The organism is Rossellomorea sp. DA94, assembly GCF_029834455.1.
Taxonomy (GTDB): domain Bacteria; phylum Bacillota; class Bacilli; order Bacillales; family Bacillaceae_B; genus Rossellomorea; species Rossellomorea vietnamensis.
In genome coordinates this window covers 648,154-668,655 of sequence record NZ_CP122397.1, presented here as the reverse complement: position 1 = coordinate 668,655, position 20,502 = coordinate 648,154, and the positions used below count along the sequence as shown (strand labels likewise).

The 20,502-nt window shown below is 46.5% G+C and carries 26 protein-coding genes; 11 read left to right on the top strand and 15 right to left on the bottom strand.

The window, feature by feature from the left end; genetic code table 11:
• Positions 1 to 89: 89 nt before the first annotated feature.
• Together P8596_RS03405 and P8596_RS03400 are read left to right on the top strand one after the other, a co-directional pair.
• Entirely contained in the window at positions 90 to 1,832 is a 1,743-nt protein-coding gene (locus P8596_RS03405) for an ABC transporter ATP-binding protein (RefSeq protein ID WP_279725887.1), read from the top strand.
• A 154-nt stretch (positions 1,833 to 1,986) separates the two neighbouring features.
• The gene (locus P8596_RS03400; RefSeq protein ID WP_279725885.1) at positions 1,987 to 2,448 is read left to right on the top strand and encodes a GNAT family N-acetyltransferase; all 462 of its coding nucleotides are present in this window, start codon (positions 1,987 to 1,989) and stop codon (positions 2,446 to 2,448) included.
• Positions 2,449 to 2,487: 39 nt separating this feature from the next.
• On the opposite strand, the gene P8596_RS03395 is transcribed toward P8596_RS03400, so the two are convergent.
• From P8596_RS03395 to P8596_RS03385, 3 genes are all read right to left on the bottom strand, one after another.
• Positions 2,488 to 2,928, bottom strand: a complete 441-nt coding sequence (locus tag P8596_RS03395) for a hypothetical protein (protein WP_279725884.1) — start codon at positions 2,926 to 2,928, stop codon at positions 2,488 to 2,490.
• 45 nt (positions 2,929 to 2,973) lie between these two features.
• A complete protein-coding gene (locus tag P8596_RS03390) occupies positions 2,974 to 3,684 on the bottom strand; it encodes a YwaF family protein (RefSeq protein ID WP_279725882.1) in 711 nt (236 codons plus the stop codon).
• A gap of 111 nt (positions 3,685 to 3,795) precedes the next feature.
• Positions 3,796 to 4,629 carry an SDR family NAD(P)-dependent oxidoreductase gene (locus P8596_RS03385; RefSeq protein ID WP_347815212.1) on the bottom strand — a complete coding sequence of 278 codons (834 nt, stop codon included), beginning with the start codon at positions 4,627 to 4,629 and terminating at the stop codon, positions 3,796 to 3,798.
• A 109-nt stretch (positions 4,630 to 4,738) separates the two neighbouring features.
• Between P8596_RS03385 and P8596_RS03380 the strand changes: the two genes are divergently transcribed.
• Both P8596_RS03380 and P8596_RS03375 read left to right on the top strand, forming a co-directional pair.
• Positions 4,739 to 5,707 carry a helix-turn-helix transcriptional regulator gene (locus P8596_RS03380; protein ID WP_279725878.1) on the top strand — a complete coding sequence of 323 codons (969 nt, stop codon included), beginning with the start codon at positions 4,739 to 4,741 and terminating at the stop codon, positions 5,705 to 5,707.
• 54 nt (positions 5,708 to 5,761) lie between these two features.
• Positions 5,762 to 6,697, top strand: a complete 936-nt coding sequence (locus P8596_RS03375; protein WP_279725877.1) for a nucleoside hydrolase — start codon at positions 5,762 to 5,764, stop codon at positions 6,695 to 6,697.
• A 24-nt stretch (positions 6,698 to 6,721) separates the two neighbouring features.
• On the opposite strand, the gene P8596_RS03370 is transcribed toward P8596_RS03375, so the two are convergent.
• Positions 6,722 to 6,967: a DUF3953 domain-containing protein gene (locus P8596_RS03370; RefSeq protein ID WP_279725876.1), complete on the bottom strand. Its 246-nt coding sequence runs from the start codon at positions 6,965 to 6,967 to the stop codon at positions 6,722 to 6,724.
• Between the two features lie 111 nt (positions 6,968 to 7,078).
• Complete coding sequence (locus tag P8596_RS03365; protein WP_060673648.1) at positions 7,079 to 7,474, bottom strand: VOC family protein; 396 nt, start codon at positions 7,472 to 7,474, stop codon at positions 7,079 to 7,081.
• 360 nt (positions 7,475 to 7,834) lie between these two features.
• Between P8596_RS03365 and P8596_RS03360 the strand changes: the two genes are divergently transcribed.
• The 4 genes from P8596_RS03360 (at position 7,835) to P8596_RS03345 (ending at position 11,099) form a co-directional block, all read left to right on the top strand.
• The gene (locus P8596_RS03360; protein WP_279725875.1) at positions 7,835 to 8,404 is read left to right on the top strand and encodes a DeoR family transcriptional regulator; all 570 of its coding nucleotides are present in this window, start codon (positions 7,835 to 7,837) and stop codon (positions 8,402 to 8,404) included.
• A 17-nt stretch (positions 8,405 to 8,421) separates the two neighbouring features.
• Positions 8,422 to 9,753, top strand: coding sequence for a PepSY-associated TM helix domain-containing protein (locus P8596_RS03355; protein WP_279725874.1), 1,332 nt, complete (start codon positions 8,422 to 8,424; stop codon positions 9,751 to 9,753).
• A 16-nt stretch (positions 9,754 to 9,769) separates the two neighbouring features.
• On the top strand, positions 9,770 to 10,237 hold the full coding sequence (locus P8596_RS03350; RefSeq protein WP_254653013.1) for a FixH family protein: 468 nt from the start codon (positions 9,770 to 9,772) through the stop codon (positions 10,235 to 10,237).
• 100 nt (positions 10,238 to 10,337) lie between these two features.
• Positions 10,338 to 11,099, top strand: a complete 762-nt coding sequence (locus tag P8596_RS03345; protein WP_279725872.1) for a DUF3891 family protein — start codon at positions 10,338 to 10,340, stop codon at positions 11,097 to 11,099.
• 35 nt (positions 11,100 to 11,134) lie between these two features.
• On the opposite strand, the gene P8596_RS03340 is transcribed toward P8596_RS03345, so the two are convergent.
• The 3 genes from P8596_RS03340 to P8596_RS03330 all read right to left on the bottom strand — a co-directional run bounded on the left by P8596_RS03340 (position 11,135) and on the right by P8596_RS03330 (position 13,576).
• A complete protein-coding gene (locus P8596_RS03340; RefSeq protein WP_279725871.1) occupies positions 11,135 to 12,400 on the bottom strand; it encodes an MFS transporter in 1,266 nt (421 codons plus the stop codon).
• Complete coding sequence (locus P8596_RS03335; protein ID WP_279725869.1) at positions 12,400 to 13,005, bottom strand: TetR/AcrR family transcriptional regulator; 606 nt, start codon at positions 13,003 to 13,005, stop codon at positions 12,400 to 12,402. The genes P8596_RS03340 and P8596_RS03335 overlap by 1 nt, the downstream gene beginning before the upstream one ends.
• Before the next feature lie 139 nt (positions 13,006 to 13,144).
• Positions 13,145 to 13,576: a MarR family winged helix-turn-helix transcriptional regulator gene (locus tag P8596_RS03330; RefSeq protein ID WP_279725867.1), complete on the bottom strand. Its 432-nt coding sequence runs from the start codon at positions 13,574 to 13,576 to the stop codon at positions 13,145 to 13,147.
• Between the two features lie 167 nt (positions 13,577 to 13,743).
• Here P8596_RS03330 and P8596_RS03325 point away from each other — a divergent pair, with 167 nt between their 5' ends.
• From P8596_RS03325 to nagZ, 3 genes are all read left to right on the top strand, one after another.
• Entirely contained in the window at positions 13,744 to 14,127 is a 384-nt protein-coding gene (locus tag P8596_RS03325; protein ID WP_279725865.1) for a CidA/LrgA family protein, read from the top strand.
• On the top strand, positions 14,112 to 14,804 hold the full coding sequence (locus P8596_RS03320; protein WP_279725863.1) for an LrgB family protein: 693 nt from the start codon (positions 14,112 to 14,114) through the stop codon (positions 14,802 to 14,804). The genes P8596_RS03325 and P8596_RS03320 overlap by 16 nt, the downstream gene beginning before the upstream one ends.
• Before the next feature lie 159 nt (positions 14,805 to 14,963).
• Positions 14,964 to 16,163 carry a beta-N-acetylhexosaminidase gene (gene nagZ, locus P8596_RS03315; RefSeq protein ID WP_347815201.1) on the top strand — a complete coding sequence of 400 codons (1,200 nt, stop codon included), beginning with the start codon at positions 14,964 to 14,966 and terminating at the stop codon, positions 16,161 to 16,163.
• 38 nt (positions 16,164 to 16,201) lie between these two features.
• Here nagZ and P8596_RS03310 read toward each other — a convergent pair whose 3' ends face one another.
• The 7 genes from P8596_RS03310 to P8596_RS03280 form a co-directional block, all read right to left on the bottom strand.
• A complete protein-coding gene (locus P8596_RS03310) occupies positions 16,202 to 16,384 on the bottom strand; it encodes a DUF4177 domain-containing protein (protein WP_034761370.1) in 183 nt (60 codons plus the stop codon).
• Positions 16,385 to 16,412: 28 nt separating this feature from the next.
• A complete protein-coding gene (locus P8596_RS03305; RefSeq protein WP_279725862.1) occupies positions 16,413 to 17,177 on the bottom strand; it encodes an alpha/beta fold hydrolase in 765 nt (254 codons plus the stop codon).
• A gap of 30 nt (positions 17,178 to 17,207) precedes the next feature.
• Complete coding sequence (locus P8596_RS03300) at positions 17,208 to 17,942, bottom strand: DUF5694 domain-containing protein (protein ID WP_279725861.1); 735 nt, start codon at positions 17,940 to 17,942, stop codon at positions 17,208 to 17,210.
• On the bottom strand, positions 17,939 to 18,886 hold the full coding sequence (locus P8596_RS03295) for a phosphotransferase family protein (protein WP_279725860.1): 948 nt from the start codon (positions 18,884 to 18,886) through the stop codon (positions 17,939 to 17,941). The genes P8596_RS03300 and P8596_RS03295 overlap by 4 nt, the downstream gene beginning before the upstream one ends.
• A 276-nt stretch (positions 18,887 to 19,162) precedes the next feature.
• On the bottom strand, positions 19,163 to 19,981 hold the full coding sequence (locus P8596_RS03290) for a P-loop NTPase family protein (protein ID WP_279725859.1): 819 nt from the start codon (positions 19,979 to 19,981) through the stop codon (positions 19,163 to 19,165).
• Between the two features lie 21 nt (positions 19,982 to 20,002).
• Entirely contained in the window at positions 20,003 to 20,128 is a 126-nt protein-coding gene (locus P8596_RS03285) for a hypothetical protein (RefSeq protein ID WP_256503986.1), read from the bottom strand.
• Between the two features lie 13 nt (positions 20,129 to 20,141).
• Positions 20,142 to 20,390, bottom strand: coding sequence for a hypothetical protein (locus tag P8596_RS03280; RefSeq protein ID WP_279725858.1), 249 nt, complete (start codon positions 20,388 to 20,390; stop codon positions 20,142 to 20,144).
• Positions 20,391 to 20,502 lie beyond the last annotated feature (112 nt).

Sequence of the window (20,502 nt, the reverse complement as noted above, 5' to 3'; positions counted from 1 at the left end):
TACGAACATATAAGGGTGGAACGCCTTTTTAACGTGACGGTCTTCCCCCTTATATGTGTTTTGTGAACTAACGCATAAAGGGGTATGTTATGACTTTTCCTGTGAAAAAATTTCTTTCGTATTACAAACCGTATCGTTCCATTTTTTTGATTGTGCTGTTCAGTGCTTTGATCACGTCTTCCCTTACTCTCGTTTTTCCACTCCTTGTCCGTTATGTGACGAAGGATGTTCTGGCCGGAAGTCTTTCTACGGCTTTTGAGGATGTCCTTTGGGTTGGCGTTGCGATGGTGGTTCTTGTTGTTGCTCAAAACGTTGGGAATTACATCGTGGATTACAAGGGGCATGAGATCGGGGCACGAATGGAAACCGATATGAGAGGTGAGTTATTCGCTCATCTGCAGAAGCTGTCTTTCCGTTTTTATGATAAAGAGAAGACGGGCCGGCTGATGAGCCGGGTGACGAATGATCTGTTGATGGTCTCGGAGCTTTATCATCACGGACCTGAAGATTATGTGAAATACCTGGTTCGTTTTCTTGGGGCGTTTGTGATTTTGTTTTGGATCAACGCTCCTCTTACCCTGACTGTTTTTTGTTTCTTTCCGGTCCTCGGGTTCTTCTCCCTTTACTTCAATAAAAAGTTGAACCGGGCATTGACGGATAATAAAGAGCGGATCGGAGACATCAATGCCCAGGTGGAGGATTCCCTTTCAGGCATCCGGGTCGTTCAGTCGTTTGCCAATGAATCTCTTGAAATCAGGAAATTCAATGTGGAAAATGAACGTTTTTTGGAAAGCCGAAAAGGAACCTATCGTGCAGAGGCGTACTTCTATAATGGGACGGAAGCATTCATTCAGCTGATTACGGTCACGATTGTCATCTTCGGGTCCATCCAGATCGTAAATGCGTCCCTTGACCTGGCCGACTTGATTACGTTTCTTCTGTATATCGGCTTTATGATCGAGCCCATCCAGCGGCTCACTCATATGAGTACTCAATTTCAAGAAGGTGTGACAGGGTTTCAGCGATTCATGGAGATCATAAATCTCAAGCCTGACATCGAGAATGTCACAAATGCAAAGACTCTTTCAAACGTTGAGGGACATATTTCATTGAAGAACCTATCATTTCATTATGATTCTGCCCTAGGGCCTGTATTCAAGGATTTAACTCTTGAAGTCCTTCCAGGGGAATACGTAGCGATCGTCGGACCATCGGGAGTGGGAAAAACGACTCTCAGCTCCCTGATATCCCGTTTTTATGATGTTTCTGAAGGTGGGATTTTTGTAGATGGGGAAAATGTGAAAGACCTGGACTTGAATTCTCTCCGAAGTAACATCGGAATTGTACAGCAGGATGTGTACCTTTTTTCCGGCACCGTCATGGAGAATATCCGCTATGGTCAACCTGAAGCAACCGACGAAGAGGTGATGAAGGCGGCAAAGCAAGCGAACGCCGATGAATTCATTACCCGTTTGCCACAAGGGTATCATTCCGAAATCGGTCAGCGCGGCGTCCGATTATCAGGCGGTCAGAAGCAGAGGCTCAGTATCGCCCGTGTATTTTTGAAGAATCCGCCCATCTTCATTCTTGATGAGGCGACGAGTGCCCTTGATAATGAAAGCGAAAGCATCGTCAAGGAATCCCTGGAGTTACTGGCAAAGGGCAGGACGACGCTCGTCATCGCCCATCGTTTATCGACGATTCGGAACGCAGGAAGAATCGTGGTGTTGACAGATGGGAGGATTGTCGAGGAAGGGACACATGAAGCGCTACTCGAGCAGAATGGTCATTATTCCAGACTATATTCGAAGCAGTTTGAGGTTCAGGTATAAAAGGGAAGGATCTCATACCGTTTTGGTGTGAGATCCTTTTGAATTCCCATAAGGTACACTTATTGATTTTCATAAAATAATAATCATTACCTTATTAGATGAATTCAGTTAGCATAGAACTTATCAAAAGGCTTTTACGATTAGGAGGATTCACTTGGAGAGAGAATTGCAGTTTAGAGAAGCTACTGAAAAAGACGTAGATCGTATCGTGAAAATGCTTGCTGATGACGTACTCGGAAGTAAACGGGAACGTTATGAGCATCCCCTTCCTGAAAGCTACATCCAAGCATTTAACGCCATTGATACTGACCCCAACAATGAATTGGTCGTCGCTTGTCAAGGGGAGGAAGTAGTCGGGGTGCAGCAGATCACGTTCACTCCATACCTCACCCATCAAGGCGGATGGAGAGCGACGATTGAAGGCGTCAGGACTTCTGCTTCTGTAAGAGGGGCAGGCGTGGGGACGAAGATGATCCAGTGGGCCATCGCCCGTGCTGAAGAACGCGGATGCCACCTCATTCAATTGACAACGGATAAGCAAAGACCGGATGCATTGAGATTTTATGAGAGATTGGGTTTTAAAGCCACCCATGAAGGGCTGAAGCTTAAGCTGTGAGATATGACAAAACGCTTGGAGATCCAAGCGTTTTCTGGTTCACTTCACTTCCACCGAAAACACATAACTCCCGTCCCCCTGTTTCCAGTGGGCGACCAGATGATAGACATAGACCCCTTTCTCGTCAGGAACCACGATCATATGATTCTTCATGTTCACACTTTCCACCTGCTCTTCCCCGACCCACTTCTCTGCACCGATCTTTTGAGGTTTCTTTTTAAATGTCACTGTGATTTCCTCACCTGGTGACACGGAGGTTGGATGATCTTCCCCTGCCATCGCCACTACACTTGAATAGGCTTTATCCACACATCCCCCTGAAAGGAGTCCGTCCCAGCAATAGGAACCTTCTGTTGTCGGGATACTGACTTCTCCTGCTGTTACATTTGGTGTCGGAGGCGCTGTACGGAAAGGTTGAATAATAAATAGAATAATCGCGATCACAGCAATGATATTACTTATTGCCAATGCCTTTCTCATGTTCATCTCCCCTTTTAACGTTAGACGTATCCCATAGGAAAAGGGTTACCCTTCAACCCTCTCCCTCCTTACAAGCATCCCCATGGGAACATACGTCATAAAAAATACGACAAGTGCCGCAATTTCGAGATTTATATAATATATGATCCCCGATCCAAAAAAGGACAAGATCGTTTTCGATTCTGTCGGATTGGCCAGGTAGAAGAAGTTCGTATCAAGAAGGATGTTCAGGAAAAAGATCGGCACGGCGAGAAGATTGACCATAAGGAAGCCGGTCCATATGGCTTTCCTTGGGACGCGGTAGCCCTCATACACGATGAAATAAAGGACGGACCACGCAATGGCTGCATGATGGAGGAAGTATTTTAAAAAGCGGTAATGAGGAAATTGATAAGTCATTTCAGGTGTGACCATGCTTAAGATTGGAGGAAGAAATCCGATAAAGAACAGGAGATAAAAGGCCTTCTGATTCTGTTTCAAGAATAAATAAATGGCGATGAACGTACTGACGGAACAGAGCTGCAGAGGCAGATCCCCTAACTCCCACTGTCCCGTTGACACGAGCCAGATATGCCAGGACACCTCACTCAGCACGAGCATCGAAAAAAGCGTCCATTTTAAGACAGTCTGATACCTCTTCAGGAAATGTCTGAAATACACCAGCCAAAACGATAACGCCACAAACATCAACAGCACCGAGATATGGGGAACAGAAAACAACTCGAACGTCTGCATTTCTGTCACAGAAAACATCATGCCACCCCTATTCCGTTTGAAAAGTGGTTATCATGGATAGTGTATTCGGTATAGGGGTTGACTAAGTCTGCATTCCAATAAAAAAGCCCCCTTCGAGAGGGGACATCCATTCTATAACGTAAACGGCGGAATATACCGACCATCCACATCCGTAAAATCATATTCTTTCGCAAGGTCACCTGCCCTCAACGCACGTCCAGTCTTCTCCATCACCTTTGAGTCCATCGCGAGTGCTGTGATGGCACGACCCACATAATGAGGGGTTTCAGATACCTTCAAGTCTTCGGATTCCTGCCAGTTATCCTCGTTGACTCCCATATGTTCAAGTACGAGCTCTGTCCTCATGAATCCTGGAGATACGGCCATGACGGCGATCCCGTCTTCTTTCAGCTCTTCTGAAAGCCCGTACGCCATGCGGACGAGCGCGTTTTTCGCCAAATCGTAATAGAACTGTCCAGTGTACTTCCCTTCATCCCAGAACGTCGTATGAACGATCAGGGCTTCTTTATTTTCCCGAAGCAGAGGGATGGCAAAGTGATTGGTCGCAAGCTGCGCCCTCACACCTGCCGTGAACATCGTATCCCAGTTTTCAAGCGACTGTTCCCAGAATGCTCCTGGATTCACGCCGATATCATGAGCTCCCCATACGTTATTGATGAGAATATCAAGCTTCCCTTGCTCTTCACGAATTTGCTCGATGACTGCTTTCGTTTCGGCATCGACCGTATGATCACAGCGGACCGCAATCCCTGTTCCACCGGCTTCATCAATCTGGGCGGCCGTGTCATCAATCGTGCCCGGAAAGCTCTGTGTTGAATTCCCTTTCGTACTGCGACCGGTGACATAAACCCTGGCTCCTGCTTTTCCAAGTTCAATGGCGATTGCACGCCCAGCCCCCCGACTTGCTCCTGTAACAAGTGCTACTTTTCCTTCGAGTGATTTCATCCAACCATTCCTTTCAACATCTAAGATAACCCCATTATACGATTCCATTCTTGACATCCTTTGTCATATTTCATTAAATAATAGAAAAACGAAGAAAAAGGTGACCTATATGAGAGGCGATCGATTGGTATCCATTCTGCTACTACTACAAACACACGGCCGAATGACCGCGAAGGAACTGGCGGAGAAATTGGAGGTGTCTGAAAGGACCATCCACCGGGACATGGAAGCCCTGAGCGGTACCGGGATTCCCGTTGTGGCGGAACGTGGCCAAAACGGGGGCTGGTCGCTCCTTGAAGATTACCGGACGGATCTGACCGGGTTGAAGGAATCGGAAATCCGTGCACTATTCGTGTCTCCTTCCTTTCATCTCCTGGACGATCTCGGGCTGACCCGCACGACGGAAGAAGCGCGGAACAAGCTTATTGCCTCCCTCCCATCGATTTACCGGGAAAAGGCGAAAGACGTGTGGAACCGGATCCACATCGACACGAGCTCCTGGCGAAAGCAGAAAGATAAGACTGCCTCCCTTGAAATGATCAAAGAGGCGATCTTCCAGGAAATCAAATTAGTCATCACCTATGAACGTGCAGACGGAGAAACCGATGACCGCTTGGTGGAACCACTGGGGCTCGTGGCGAAAGGGGATCTTTGGTACCTCGTCGCAGCCAAGGAAAACGGGGATATTCGTAACTACCGGGTTTCCCGGATTCATCATACCGAAAGAGTGAACGAGACATTCCAGAGACCCGAAGGCTTTGACCTGGCACATTACTGGTCATCCTCCACAACATCCTTTATCAAGACTCTTTCCTCTTTTAAAGTGAAAGTCGAGGTGGCACCACAAGTGTTATCCAGGCTCACCTTCACGGGACGGTTTGCCCGGGTCCTTGAAGTCGGGGAACGGAGAGGCGCGGAATGGATACCTGTGACGCTTTCTTTCGATACGGAAGAAGAGGCAAAAGGCTATCTGATCGGGTTCGCCGATCAAGTAAACATCATCGAACCGGCTGATCTCAAGGAAAAGGTCCTGGAAATGGCTGAGGCTACGGTTTCATTTTATCGACGAATGGAATAATTTTTCCTTTTCTCCGATATGTTTTAAAAAAAACGCTAGCCGAGGAGAATCCCCATGAAAAATATTCTTTTATTTGCCGATCCGGGTATAGATGATTCAGTGGCCATCATGTACGCCCTCTTGAATCCGGACATTAACATACTCGGCATCGTATCCAGTTACGGAAATGTCGAAAAGAAGCAGGCCACCGATAACATCGCCTATCTTCTCAAGCTTGCCGGGAGGACGGATATTCCGATCATCGGGGGTTCCAACAGCCCATCATCGGGGAAAATACCCACCTACTATCCCGAAATCCATGGTAGTGATGGGCTGGGTCCGATCCGCCCTCCCGAAAATTTCTCCGGTGAACTCACCAACTTTTCTAAACTCTACACCATCATAAAAGAAAATAAAGACGTCACCGTCGTGGACGTTGGGAGGAACACATCACTCGCCACCCTTTTTATCCTGGGAGAAAATATTGCCAACGACGTTAAAGAGTTTTATATCATGGGAGGGGCCTTTTTCGTACCAGGAAACGTCACACCGTCAGCAGAAGCCAACTTCTACGGAGATCCGATTGCTTCAGAGCTGTTGGTCAAGAATCTCGACAATCTGTACATCGCCCCTTTAAACGTTACGAACAAAGCAATCATCACCCTTGAACAGGTCAAAACCATCCAGGAGATGAACGGGAATCCACTCATCGAGATCCTCGATGACGTCATGACTTACTATATCAATGCCTATAAGAAACTCATCCCCGGCATAAACGGCGCCCCGCTCCACGATGTCGTCACCCTCTCACTCATGGTAAACCCCGACATGGGGAAAACGATCAGAAGGGACGTGGAAGTACTGACTACAGGGCTCGGCCAAGGTACCTCCATCGCTGATTTCAGGGTCAGCTCCAAACCGGCTGAAAAGAATATCAACATCTATCTGGAAATGGATTATCAAATGTTCATCGAAGATTTCATCAACGTTATGACAAGAAAAAAGGGATGAGGCAATCGATGCTTCATCCCTTTTTTATATACTTGATTTATAGATCATGAGTTGAATAAAGACAAATAACATGAAGATCGATACGGCAAACAGCAGATAGCTTCTATACGACTTCCGATTCTTTTGAAATTCTTCCAATCCCATTATCACCATTAGAACTCCCAACCCCGCCATTGTAAATGGAAGCAAACCATTATTACCCGACGCAAGTCCATAGATGGCTATTGCCAGTACAATCAGGCTGATCGTTTTTCTCATTTTTCCCAGCATAGTTATTTCCTCATTTCGTTTTCTTTCACATCCTTATTTTACCATACAATCATTGATCTTTTGAGTAACAAAAAAATGCCTGACCCCCGATTCAGGTCAGACATCCCAACACTACTTCGCGTCCTTATCCGGCTGATGAATCCCGAACACATTGCCTTCCGTGTCTATGTAATATCCTTGCCACGCCATTCCCGGCAAAGCATACTTCGGCATGGCGACCTTGCCGCCGTGCTCAAGAATCAGTTTCTCGGTTTCATCATAATTCCCGACGCCCATCGTACACGAATACCCGTTCATCGGCTGATTCGGCTGAGGTGGAGGACTTTGACGCTGCATCAGTGCCCCATTGATCCCCATCTCATTCTCATCCCCTGTCACAGCCCCGACATAAGGCATTCCGGCGTATTCACTCCAGTCCTCAAACTTCCACCCGAATACTTCCCCGTAAAACGTTTTTGCCCGTTCCATATCATCCACATGCACCTCAAAATGTACCATTCTCCCCATTGTTCATACCTCCCATATAGTGTCTTTCATTAGTATGATTTCGTTATTAAGAGGAGAAAACCTTCTTTTATATTTATTAATTACGGTTCATTCTAGTAGACTTGCTTTCTGACACGTAAAATCACAAAAGACTAACAAAAACAAACAGAAATAAAAGGGCAAATAGGAAGGATTTTATGATCCAATCCGTCTACCATTACGTATTCTCCATATATGACATTTGTGAGGAAATTCAAAAGTTTCTTTGTCATTTATGTTACATATCCACATTTATTCACTTTTTTTCACACAAATATTATTGAACAAAGGTTGAAGCTTATCTATTATGAATCTAGTAAACAAAGAAGAAAGGATGATCACATGCTTCCGATCGATCGACAACAACAGATTTTAACCTGGATAAAAGAAGAAGGAACACTGCGTGTATCAGACATAAGCTCCCGTCTAGAGGTGTCGGAAATGACGGTCTACCGGGACCTGAAGCCATTGATGGAAGCGAACAAAGTCCACAAGACTTCAAACGGCATTTCTGCCATGGAACCCGAGGGTATCCCATCTGACTCCTGTGTATATTGCCTGAAACCGACCACTTCAAGAAGATCGGTTCAACTCATCAAGAAGGATCACACCATCGAACAAACCTGCTGTCCCCACTGTGGATTACTTCGTTATGAAGACATCAAGGAGGATGTGATGCAGATCCTCTCTCGTGACTTCCTGACGGATATGACGATCAGCGGAAAAACCGCCACATACCTGATTGATGCGGATCTGAACCTGAACTGCTGTCAGCCACAGGTCATTTCCTTTGAGTCGAGGAAGCAGGCGGAACAATTCCAGACCGGATTCGGGGGTAAAATTTGCACGCTTCCACAAGCCATCACGGCGATTTCAAATGACATGCAAGGATCGGGCTGCTGCCACGACTAGGAAAAGAGGAAAATACGATGGATAAAAAATCATATCAAACGATTTGGAGATGGCATTTCTATGCGGGCCTCATCATTGCCCCGTTTCTGCTGATCCTCGCTGTGACGGGGTCGATTTACCTGTTCAAGCCCCAGATCGAACAGAATCTCTATCAAAAGTATTACGAAGTCAATCCAGAAGGGGAGAAGCTTCAAGCCACTGAACTCATCGATAAAGTGAAAACGCTTCACCCCGATGCACAGATCACAAGCTTCCGTCCCGGGGAGTTCGCCGACCGCTCAAGTGAAATCGGCATCAGTACAGAAGACGGCTCTGCTACTGTCTTCTTGAACCCCTACACTGGAAAGTCACTGGGTGAATCGAAGCCTGAAGACCGGATCATGAATAAAGTCGAAGAAATTCACGGGGAACTGATGGCGGGTACCCTCGGCGACCGCATTGTCGAACTTGTTGCCTGCTGGGCCATTGTCCTGATTGTCACGGGATTATTCCTATGGTTTCCCCGTAAAAAAGACAAGCTCTCAGGCGTGTTCCTTCCCCGCTTCACTAAAGGGAAGAAGATCTTCAGAAGGGATCTTCACGCTGTCCCTGCGTTCTGGGTCACAGCAGGAATGCTGTTTCTGATCATGACGGGACTTCCCTGGTCCGGATTCTGGGGAACCAACTTTCAGAATCTCATGACCAACGCAGGTGCCGGTTATCCTCCATCCATCTGGACAGGGGAAGCACCTCAATCCGTCGTGAAAACAAAGGAAATCGCCGACGTCCCCTGGGCCGCTGAGAATTTGGAAGTTCCCGTATCAGCCCTTGAAGGGTACACGCCATTATCCATGAATGATGTTGTATCGATTGCCAAACGAGAAGGTATCGATCCAAGTTACACCGTCTACATCCCTCAGGATGAAAACGGCGTCTATACTCTATCCGCCTTTCCGGCCAAAGCCCAAAATGAAGTCACGATGCACCTTGATCAGTACACAGGAGCGGTCCTTGCTGATTACCGTTTCGATAACTACGGGATCGGTGGGAAAATCGTCGCCATGGGGATCACCCTTCACACAGGCACACAGTTCGGATTCATTAATCAGCTGGTCAGCCTCCTCATCTGCCTCGGCATCATGCTTGTCGCCCTTAGCGGATTCTATCTATGGCTAAAACGGAAACCGAAAAAAGAAATGGGGGCACCGAAATCACCGGGCATCCTGAAAATGAAGTACTTCCTTCTTGTGATGATTGCACTCGGGATCCTGTTCCCACTTGTCGGGGCTTCCCTGATTGTCATCCTGCTTCTTGACCGGTTATTGATCAAAAAAATCCCTGCCACGAAAAAATTCTTTGGTGCGGCATAAGAAAGGACGATGGGACATGAAAACAACCTTAAAATATGTGAGTATCCTTTTCCTTTGCACGCTTCTTGGTGCCTGCACCCCGAAAGAAGATGCAGCGGAATTGTACATTCAGGAGTCTCCCCTTCAGGCTGATATTACGATGCCGGACGAATTTTCAGGAAGCGGTGACCCGATTAAGATCGAGCTCACACAAGACGGAAAAACAGTGGATGATGCCGACTTTGTTCATGTGGAAATCTGGAAAGGCGACGGTTCCTTCCATGATGGAATGGAAGGAGCCGAGAATGCAGGAGAAGGCATGTACACATTCAATAAGAACCTGACGGAAGACGGACTTTATTACATCAAAGTCCACGCAGGAAACAACGGATCCACCATCATGCCGACTCTGCCATTTGCCGTTGGTGAACTCTCCAAAGCAGACGTCGAAGCCTTAAATGATCATGCTCCTGCTGAGAGTGGAGATCACAGTCAGCACCATTAACATCCAAAGATCGAAAGCCCATGCCGCTTTCGATCTTTTTTGACAAAAAAAAGAGATGTCTAGTTTGCTATAATGGTCATAAAAAGGGGATGTTGATTCTATGATTATCCGAGAAATCGACGATTCTTTCATCATGATCAAACAGCACGACCACGCCTATGTATCCGGCGAAACGATCAAGCATATCAATCGCAATCTATTAAAATCCAATCAGTTTTTCGATGACTTCGTATACGCATCCCACCAGCATGACCGGAGCTGGATCGGCCTTGACGACACACCGGTCTGGAACGACGGGAAGCAGATTCCCTTTACCTTCTCAGATTATCCCCTTCTCCCAAAGCTTGCATTCTATCAAATCGGGCTGAATGAAATCGAGGAGGCCAACCTCTATGCGACGCTCCTATGCAGCCTTCATTTCTGTTCATTCTTTGCCAAATCGAAGGACCCTCACTGTTTGAAGTTTTTACAGGATGAAGCAACAAGGCAGGAGAACATCCGGAAGGAGCTGCCGAAACTCGATGAAGCACTGCTCACCCAGCACTTTCAGCTCCTTCAACTTTCAGATAATCTATCACTCTATTTTTGCCTGAACGAGCCGGGGGTGGAGAAAGAAAACGAGCACCCGTGGTTCAAGGACGGATTTAAGAATACGGAAGGTATCCATTCCGGGAAGCAAAAGCTTAAAGCCAGGTGGGTAAATGAGCATGAGGTGACGTTGGATGACTATCCTTTTGAATCGGATTTTTCAGTAACGCTGCCTTATAAAAAAGTGGACAAGTCGGCGATCCGGAAGATTGGCATCGCAGAGGCTTATGGAGAGAGTCAGTTGGAGAAACATACGATTTTCATCAGAAAGTAAAGAAGACCCTGGGACCAGGGTCTTCACTCGTTATCTCAAGAAGAAATCGATGCCTTCACTTCGACTTCCGGCACTTCCAATGTTTTCATGATCAGATGATACATGACCGTCCCCGTCATCCCGAGGATAAAAAGGATCCCGCCCATCATCAAAGGACTCACCCATTCCCCTACAATGATAAGCAGGGATGCAATGATCATGGCGCCATAAAAGGTCAGGCTGTAAAAGGCCATATACGTGCTGCGGGCGTTGGACGGAGCCAGGTCCCCGATCATCGCCTGCTTGATCGGCACATACATAAGCTCCCCGAACGTCCCGACAAAGCCCAAGATAAAGAGGAATAAAATGTTATTCGTAAAAGCAAACGCGCTGAAACAAAGGGTAAAGATGAACATCCCCATCACAAGCGTCCAGCGGTCCCTCCACTTTTTGAACAGAATGAGGACGACCGCGGATAAGAGTACGACAATCAACGTATTTTCCGTCCGCAGGAATCCGAGCATCCTCGTCCCGTCAAGCGTGAAGTCAAAGCCTAAGAGAGAAGTTTGCTGCTCGGGGATATCCCTCTCAAGGCGAATTCCCACGTAATTGGTCAGGGATTGCTCCAAGGTGAGAATGAAAACAGCCCCGAGGATATACATCATGAATAGTTTATCTTTCAAAACGGTTGAATAGCTTTGAACCATCCTGTTGGATGAAGAAGTGGTTTCATTGGTGGCGGGTTCAGGTGTGTAGGTTTCTGAGATGAAGAAAATGGTGATCAGTACGGACAGGAGTGTGATTCCTGTGATCCCAAGGAATAATTCAAACAGATAGGCTTTAAATAGAAACGCTCCGATGATGCCTCCGATGGCCGTCGCGAGATTTCCGAGCCAGTAGCTGACAGTGAAAACAAGCTTCCGTGAATCCGAATCCGTCACATCGATGATCATCGCCTGTGCGGCAGGCTGGAACATCCCGCCGGCAAACATATTGAGAACGAAGAACGCCGCTGTTACATACGGCAAATCGAACCACGGTGAATTGCACAGGGCAATGAAGAAGTACGTCACCATGATTCCGATTTCGGCCAAAATCATAATCTTCCTGCGTCCGATCTTATCGGAAATATGCCCGCCAATAAAGCCGCCGATGATTCCGCTGATGACAATCAGGACCAAGATGATCCCGGTTTGGGTCGCGCCGATCTTCTGGGCGAAATAAATAGCCATGAACGGAATGACGGCCATGGACACAAGTCCCCCGAGGAACTGCATGGCAAGCCGTAATTTCAGGTTCGGATGAATATCGCGTATCCTCATCAAGACTCCCACCCTTCCGTCACAGGGCCGAATAACCGCAGTGCCTGTATCTTCATATTGCTCCAGATCAGATTCGTATGGTCATCGATGAAGGTCAATCTCAGCCCATTCAATAAAGAAATATACGATTGAGCCATCAGCACCGGCGACCCTTCATAGAAGCATCCCTCCTTCTGTCCCCTTTCAATGACAGGATAAATGCGTTCTGCAAACACATCGACAAAGGCACTCAATTCTGCGAACAAGACGGGATACCGGTCCGGTCTCGCCAATACCTGCTGGGAAAGGCGAAGGAAATCCTTATTCCTCGCAAACACATCCAGCTGACAGTCGATCATGTTCCTGACCATCTCCATCGGATTCCCACTGTACCGTTCCTCTATTTCACTGAAATAGGGCTTAATCTCCTCCAGAGGCTCAAGGATCGCCGCTTCAAAGAGCACTTCCTTTGTAGCAAAGTATGTGAACACGGATCCGAAGCTGACCCCCGCCTCCCTCGCAATGGCCGAAATGGTCGTTTCGGCAAATCCGTTTTCGCTGTATGTTTTCACGGCTGCTCCCAGGATCGCCGCTCTCTTTTTCATCATCTTTTCCTCTCGTGACATGTTGTTCTCCCTTCTTTACTCAAAAATGATTGATTGATCAATTTTTATTTTACTGTTAGATATTTCCAAGGTCAACGATTATTTTTCGACAAAAAAATCCGCCTTCCGATGTGTGAAAACAACAGAAAGCGGACCTATTTTATTCGTCAAACGCACCGTTCATCCTAACCAGCAGTTCCCCGAACATTTTCTTCTCCTCTTCGGACCAGCCTTCAAGCAGGCCCTCATACCATTCGAGTCTCATGCGGCTGTCGAGGGCAAGCTTTTTCTTCCCCGACTCAGTGAGGTCAAATAGGCTTACGCGTCCGTCACCAGGGTCTGAAAAGCGCTGGATGAGCCCCTTCGATTCAAGGGCAGCCGCCTGTCTGGACAAAGTCGAAATATCAAGCTGGAACGCTTCGGCAAGCTCTTTCAACCGTGACGGACCTTGTTCATCAAGTTGCCTCATCATAAGGTATGCCGCCCTCTCCAATATCCCGATTTTCCGCTCGGACTGATCCCGGAAGACCGCTTTTCGGATCAGGCTGGTCAATTCATATTCTATCCTTTCAACTGCGTTCTCTTTGGACATAGGTATCCCTCCTTTTTTCGTCAATCAATCTGACAGATTCATTGACAACACTGCAGGTACTTGTATAATACAAGTATATAGTTGTATCGTACAAGTAATCCCAGGAAAAGTAAAGCGTTTTCATTGAAAGGTGGGAAAGAAGGCTTCCTATCAAGAGGAGCTGTGTTATGAAAATCATTCGAATCATCATCCAAATCGGCATTCTCTATGCCTTTTCATTTATAGGGGGAGCCCTCGAGGAACTCCTCCACCTTCCCATACCCGGAAGCATCATCGGCCTGATCCTGCTTCTTGCATGCCTGTCGTTGAAAATGGTCCCCGTGATCATCGTGGAGGACGGAGCAAGCTTTTTACTCGCTATCCTGCCATTATTATTCATACCGGCCATGACCGGGGTCATGAATTACCCCGCTCTTTTATCAGGAACCGGTGCCATGCTCTTTCTCATTGTCGTTGTAAGCACGGTTGTGACCATGGCCGTATCCGGTTTTGCCAGTCAGCACTTAGAAAAACGATCTGAAAGAAGGGAACAAGCATGCAGCAAGCACTGATCGCCATCCTGATCATCGCCCTCACCGCCGTCCTTTATTTTGCCATGGTGAAGGTGTATCAGCGTTTCTCCTATCCCGTATTGATCCCGGTCCTCACGACCACGATCGTGATCGTCGGACTGCTGATCTCTATGCATATTCCGTATGAGGAGTACATGATCGGCGGGAAATGGATCCACTCCCTGCTTGGTCCCGCCGTCGTCGCCCTTGCATATCCCCTGTATAAGCAGCGGAAGATCCTGATGAAGTATCGCTTCCCAATCATCGGAGGTGTCTTCGCAGGACTCCTGACCGGAATGATGAGCGGACTCCTGTTTGCAAGGGTTCTCGGCATCGATCATGAGTTGATCCTGTCCATCGTGCCGAAATCGATCACGACACCCGTTGCTATCCAGATTGCATCCGGTCTTGGTGGCGTCCCGGCCATGACCGTCGTCTTCGTCATGATCGCCGGATTCTCAGGCGTCATCCTCGGTCCAATGATCCTGAAAATCGTCCGCATCCACAGCTCACTCGGACGCGGGATCGCCTTAGGCAGCGCCTCCCACGCCCTCGGTACGTCGAAAGCGATGGAATATGGGGAATTAACCGTATCCATGAGTTCCGTATCCATGACACTGAGTGCCCTGTTGGGTTCGGTGTTTGGGCCGATTGTGGTGTGGGTGTTTCAGGTGTAATGGTAATGGTGTGTAGGCCGCAAAGATGTTTCGACAAATTGAATTAAATAATCGTAGAAAGACCCGTTCATACCGGGTCTTTTTCTATTTTTCCGTTTACGGCCCACGAGATACGAACAGAATGATACCAAGTATCCAACATTGAAAGGAACAAATGATATGTCGAAAAATAAGATTGGTTATTCCCTTTTAATCGTCATGATCCTTGTATTCATTCTATCCTATTTCGCCATTAACCCGATCGGGGGCAAAAATCGAGAGGGTGACGCCGGTTCCCTGATCTCAGATATGACCCTTGATGAAAAAATCGGTCAGATGCTCGTAGCCGGCGTCAATGGAACCCAAATGGATGAGCCCACGAAGAATCTGATCCAGAAGCACAAGGTCGGAGGGTTCATCTTCTTCTCGGACCATTTGAAAGGACCGGAGCAAACCGTCCAATTTCTGAATCAACTAAAAGAAGCAAACGCCGATAACCCACTTCCCCTCTTATTGAGCGTAGATGAGGAAGGCGGGAATGTGACGCGACTCCCCGGAAGACTCGAGCACTTCCCTACCAATCAAAAAATCGGGAACGCGAACGACCCCGACGTTTCCTATGAGGTCGGCACCACTCTCGGCAAAGGATTGAAGGAATTCGGGTTCAATTTGGACTTCGCACCTGTCCTTGACGTGAACAGCAATCCAAATAATCCGATCATCGGCGACCGCTCCTTCAGCCCGGACCCTGATATCGTGAGCGAACTGGGGATCCAGACGATGAAAGGGATTCAATCCCAGAATATCCTGTCATCGATCAAACACTTCCCTGGCCACGGAGACACATCCGTCGATTCACATCTGGCACTTCCCGTAGTCAACAAGAGCCTGCAAGAACTCGAGTCTCTGGAACTGATCCCCTTCAAGCGAGCCATCGATGACGGAGCCGACCTTGTCATGGTTGCACATATCCTGCTTCCCGAACTCGATGACACCTATCCCTCATCACTATCGGAGGCCATCGTGACGGATCTTTTACGAAAGAAACTGAACTTCAAGGGTGTCGTCATCACCGATGATATGACCATGAAAGCCGTGGCGGACAACTACGGAATGGGAGAAGCTGCGGTGCTATCCGTCAAAGCCGGCAGCGACCTGATCCTCATCGCCCACGATGCTCAAAAGGCAGTGACAGCCATGGAAGCACTGAAATCGGCCGTTAAAAATGGAGAAATCTCAGAGGAGCGAATCGATGAAAGCGTAAAAAGAATCATCAACCTGAAACAAAAATACCACCTGAAAGATACCCAATCAGGAGAAGTCGATCTGACGGAACTAAATCAAGCGATCAAATCCATTAATTCGAAAATTTCACCCTAATCAAAAGCGGATTTCTCTTAGTGAGAAATCCGCTTTTGTTAAGACAACGGTCTTTCAAAAATGATTTCATAATCCGTCGGTTTCCCGTGGCCGTTGTACTTTAGCGGAAGCACCTGAACGAGCCGCCATCCATCAGCGGCATACTCCTCGATGATTTCCCTATGTTTCGGCTCGGTGAAAAATCCGCCCAGACTGGTTTGGACGTATGTGTATTCGTACATGGTTGCACCTCCGTGGGGTTTTCTTACTTTACGTATTCATGGCAGAGATGGTTTCAACTTTTTCATCGGAATGAAGTTCTATCAGCTTTTCAACCGCCTTTATCACCACCTGTGGTTCATCCCTTTGAATATAATGAGCGCTATTCTTGGCAAGTACACATTCACCCTTAGAAGAAATCAACGTCAATTCCCTCTGCATGATATTCCACAATTCCTGGGATGCTTCTGAATAATGATCTTTTTTACCAGCGGAAAGTACTAGAACCGGCATACTTAAAGTCTCCTCATATTTTTTTAACTGCCCCAGGCTTTCCATAAATTCTTCGTAGTTGCCTTCTCGTACAAATTGCTTGCGATATGCTTCCTGAAAATCACTCGTCATCGTAGGAAGGAAGCGTTCCCTATAATCAACCGGAGTTGAATCAACCAGCACCAAGCCCGCGACTTCTTCAGGATATTCATGAGCATATACACTCACATTCACTCCACCGAAAGAGTGCCCGACCAATATGTATGGAGGTTTGATATTCAAACCAAACAACATTTCCTTCAGCTCTTTTACCATCTCGCGGCTCGTCCTCCGACTCGGACTCTTCCCGCTCTTCCCAAGCCCGGCACGGTCGTATACCAGCACTTCTGTTATTTCTGATAGCTCCCCAATCACTGAATCCCAGGCTTTTGAATAATCCCCGTAACCGGCATCCATCACCACCGTCGGTTTATTGTTTTTCTTACCTGTTAGTTTGGCGTATAGTTTAAAGTTCTTGATCGGTACCAACATTTCTCTATTCATGTACGGAAGTCCCCTTTTTGCATTTTGCAACTAGTCCATATAATCACTAGGAGAAACCACGTCCACCAACCCGCTCTCCTCCAAAAACTGAGTCACTAAGTGAACATGCCCCGCCCCGATGATCAACAGTGTCCGGTCATCAGGTGAAGAGGTAATCTCAGCGAGGTTCGAGTATATGATTAAATTCCGTTGGTACCACCATCTCACCCAATCGATCCCAACATAATTCGTCTCCTTGCCAATACGGGCGATTGCCATATACATTTCGTGGTCGAGCTTGATCCTCGATTCTGAATTGAATTTCTTGACCATTTCATAAATATCGGGGGGATCGATGTTTAAGTGAAGTTTCGGACGGTATGTTTCATTAATGTACTCATACATTTCCGGCTGCTCTTCCTTCGCCCACTCCATGACCTGTCCCAATCCCATGTTGCCGACACTCTCCATCCAGTCGATGGCATATAGTCGCTCATGTCCCAATTCAGATGCGGTTCTAAACCCAAACTGATGAATCTCATCTACCTCTAACGACAAATGATCGTTCAAATACTTTTGATACTCTTCATTAAGAGATTCATCCTTCTCCTTCTCAACTTCCAATGCTATTTTGGTAGGCTTGAATTCTTTCAAACTGTTGACGACTTCCCTGATTTCCTTTTGTCTATCATTCATCAATACATCATCGAGCTCCACCCTTTGAAGATCTGGTGTATAGCGCATATGGAATGTTCCGAGCACCATTACTTTTGGCTTTTTATTCATATCCTTCCATTCAATCCCTTCATCTCTAACTCTTTTCTTACCCGTTCAATCTCCCCAATCTTCCACTCTATGATTTCGCGAATCTTCTTTTCGGACAGATGCCCCTGAAAAAACTTCTCCACTTCCCAAGCAAGCATCATCGTCAAATGGTCTATGTATAGATAGCTCAGATCACTCCTAAAATCGTCATTAACCCAAGTGATCCCACCTTCCCTCATGCATTGCAGGTAGTATTCAGGGACATAGGCAATCAGATCCTCGTCATATATATTCTGCATCAAGATCGTCACGTCCCTTAAGGGAGACCCGATGGCTGCCCATTCCCAATCGATGAACCAGACCTCATTATCCTTATAAAAAACATTTTCGAGGTGAGGGTCCCCGTGGGTTATGACGGATGGACATTTCGATTGATAATGTGGGATATCCAGTCGCTCATATGCTTCCTGGATTGTTCTCTCCCATCGTGGACTGGCCCACGATTTTCTTGAGCATAACTTGCCCAGCTGATCTAAGCACCAATTCTTCCATTCTGAGCTTAATTGGTGGTCAGGAAGCTTGGTTTGAACGGGTTCCACACAATGAAGAGAAGTTAATCTTGTGACAATATGACCCATTGTTCTCTTTTTTTCCTCTAAAGACAATACATCAAATCCTTCTTTTATCGGAGACCCCAAATCCCACATCAGCATCGCTTGTGGCGGATCACCCCATACGCGAACGACCTTACTGAAGGAATCGACAGTGTCTGTTATGTTTCTATGAATCTCTACTTCCTGATTTCGTTCATCCGCAAATTCTTTGTAGATGTATTGGACTCTTTCATCTTCACTTAAAGCATCGATTCTAAAAATATTCCCCGCGTGGGCACCGCTGATTTCCTTCATGCCCAGAAATTCCACATTCATCCCCCTCAACCTGTCGACGATATGATTCATATCCATCCATCCCTCCTTTAACGACCTTATAATGTAATTATTTCAAATTAATGGTAAGAACACAAATAAAGACAGCCCCCATTCGAGCCGCCTACTGTCCTTCATTGTTCTATTTATCTAACTTACTATTAATCTCATGCAATAGGTACAACCCTCTCACCAGACAACCCGTGATGATCCCAAAACCAATAACAAGCCCAAATACGTGCAATGGAATCAAAAAGAATCCGATGATGGAGGCTGTCACAATTAAGAATAATAAGAACAAACCTTTCCCTCCAGCTACTTGATCGCTTCCTTCATTTTTTCATAATAAAGATCCCAGTCCTTTTCTCCATTCTCAATAAGCATATGCATAACCGGCAACCCCTCAAGAATCCGCAACTCCAAATCCCTGCGCATCTCAAGAAACTCCACAAGCCCTCGATATCCCTTCAACCGATTCTCTTTTCCATACCCTTGATTCACATGATAATCCGTGAAGAACTCACGCCACTCCTGACTGCGCTCTTCATATACATGATGGAAGGATTGATCCAGGTTTTCCTGATAAAAATAAATCAGCAGAGGATTCAATGGTGAGATCAACGAACTGATTTTCTTTAAATGGTTCTCAAGCCTCTCTGGTTCCGCATTATGCATGGCGATGAACTTGGTAAACGGATTTTGCAGGAAACAGCATTCAAATATGTACACGTCATCGCCGAATGCCGTTTCTTCCACGAATTCCTTCCAATAATGATAGGAGACGTCTTCGAACGTATCCAAATCCAACTCGTAGACATCATTAGAAGCCAGGTATTCCACAAGAGCAGGATCCGTATCTAGAAAATGACGGTACGAAATAAAATAGTGATCGCCTTTCTTCTGGGCATCCCCTTTGATACTCTCCTCATGTTCAGGAAATTTTTCAAGAATGGTATTAAACTGCCCCTCATCTAAACAGGCGGTCGATTCATAATCAGCAGGATGACTGGTGTCTCCTTCTTGGAAGAGCTTGACCTTGACCCCTTCTTTCTCCAAATGCTCTTTAATATAATGGGCCGTGGTCGACTTGCCTGACCCTGGTATTCCCTCGACGATAATAAGATTCGATTTCAAGATTGCACCCCTTTTCCTTTTCTACATGTTCTTTTCCTTCATTTCCTCCAACAACTCAACAACCCGTTCATTTGATTTATTCATTCTCCTCACCTGTAGTTCAATGGAGAAAAGGGTGATGAGTGCTAGAATTCCAATTACGATCATGATGCATTTCTCCCTAAAACATTATTTCTATATATGGTTTGACAAGTCCTATCACCATAAGCAGAACTACTGTCAGAAGAGCAAATCCCAACTTTCGGTCGCGCTCTTTTTCTCTTATCCCTTCTACCCCTATTAGCAAAAACATCAACGCTAAACATGATAGGATACTAGTACTAGAGAAATCGAGATGATCAATAAAAAAGTGATAGAAACAAGCCCCCATCCCCATAAAAGCAAGGATGATGTTTACCTTTTTCAACAAAGACTACCGCCTCCAAACACCCTTATTTTACCACTAATAGACAATTTATTGGGACGTCTCCCGGAATTTACGCCATAAAAAAACACCCTGCGAACATCCACAGGGCATTCCA

What these genes read in the sequence shown, in the direction of transcription:
- P8596_RS03390 (WP_279725882.1), bottom strand. Translation starts at nt 3,684, where the DNA reads ATGATGTTTTCTGTGACAGAAATGCAGACGTTCGAGTTGTTTTCTGTT.
- P8596_RS03305 (WP_279725862.1), bottom strand. Translation starts at nt 17,177, where the DNA reads ATGAATAGAGAAATGTTGGTACCGATCAAGAACTTTAAACTATACGCC.
- P8596_RS03300 (WP_279725861.1), bottom strand. Translation starts at nt 17,942, where the DNA reads ATGAATAAAAAGCCAAAAGTAATGGTGCTCGGAACATTCCATATGCGC.
- P8596_RS03310 (WP_034761370.1), bottom strand. Translation starts at nt 16,384, where the DNA reads ATGTACGAATACACATACGTCCAAACCAGTCTGGGCGGATTTTTCACC.
- P8596_RS03320 (WP_279725863.1), top strand. Translation starts at nt 14,112, where the DNA reads ATGCAGCAAGCACTGATCGCCATCCTGATCATCGCCCTCACCGCCGTC.
- P8596_RS03370 (WP_279725876.1), bottom strand. Translation starts at nt 6,967, where the DNA reads ATGCTGGGAAAAATGAGAAAAACGATCAGCCTGATTGTACTGGCAATA.
- P8596_RS03340 (WP_279725871.1), bottom strand. Translation starts at nt 12,400, where the DNA reads ATGAGGATACGCGATATTCATCCGAACCTGAAATTACGGCTTGCCATG.
- P8596_RS03360 (WP_279725875.1), top strand. Translation starts at nt 7,835, where the DNA reads ATGCTTCCGATCGATCGACAACAACAGATTTTAACCTGGATAAAAGAA.
- P8596_RS03385 (WP_347815212.1), bottom strand. Translation starts at nt 4,629, where the DNA reads ATGAAATCACTCGAAGGAAAAGTAGCACTTGTTACAGGAGCAAGTCGG.
- P8596_RS03330 (WP_279725867.1), bottom strand. Translation starts at nt 13,576, where the DNA reads ATGTCCAAAGAGAACGCAGTTGAAAGGATAGAATATGAATTGACCAGC.
- P8596_RS03285 (WP_256503986.1), bottom strand. Translation starts at nt 20,128, where the DNA reads ATGATCGTAATTGGAATTCTAGCACTCATCACCCTTTTCTCCATTGAA.
- P8596_RS03345 (WP_279725872.1), top strand. Translation starts at nt 10,338, where the DNA reads ATGATTATCCGAGAAATCGACGATTCTTTCATCATGATCAAACAGCAC.
- P8596_RS03380 (WP_279725878.1), top strand. Translation starts at nt 4,739, where the DNA reads ATGAGAGGCGATCGATTGGTATCCATTCTGCTACTACTACAAACACAC.
- P8596_RS03395 (WP_279725884.1), bottom strand. Translation starts at nt 2,928, where the DNA reads ATGAGAAAGGCATTGGCAATAAGTAATATCATTGCTGTGATCGCGATT.
- P8596_RS03405 (WP_279725887.1), top strand. Translation starts at nt 90, where the DNA reads ATGACTTTTCCTGTGAAAAAATTTCTTTCGTATTACAAACCGTATCGT.
- P8596_RS03355 (WP_279725874.1), top strand. Translation starts at nt 8,422, where the DNA reads ATGGATAAAAAATCATATCAAACGATTTGGAGATGGCATTTCTATGCG.
- P8596_RS03350 (WP_254653013.1), top strand. Translation starts at nt 9,770, where the DNA reads ATGAAAACAACCTTAAAATATGTGAGTATCCTTTTCCTTTGCACGCTT.
- nagZ (WP_347815201.1), top strand. Translation starts at nt 14,964, where the DNA reads ATGTCGAAAAATAAGATTGGTTATTCCCTTTTAATCGTCATGATCCTT.
- P8596_RS03335 (WP_279725869.1), bottom strand. Translation starts at nt 13,005, where the DNA reads ATGTCACGAGAGGAAAAGATGATGAAAAAGAGAGCGGCGATCCTGGGA.
- P8596_RS03325 (WP_279725865.1), top strand. Translation starts at nt 13,744, where the DNA reads ATGAAAATCATTCGAATCATCATCCAAATCGGCATTCTCTATGCCTTT.
- P8596_RS03295 (WP_279725860.1), bottom strand. Translation starts at nt 18,886, where the DNA reads ATGGATATGAATCATATCGTCGACAGGTTGAGGGGGATGAATGTGGAA.
- P8596_RS03365 (WP_060673648.1), bottom strand. Translation starts at nt 7,474, where the DNA reads ATGGGGAGAATGGTACATTTTGAGGTGCATGTGGATGATATGGAACGG.
- P8596_RS03375 (WP_279725877.1), top strand. Translation starts at nt 5,762, where the DNA reads ATGAAAAATATTCTTTTATTTGCCGATCCGGGTATAGATGATTCAGTG.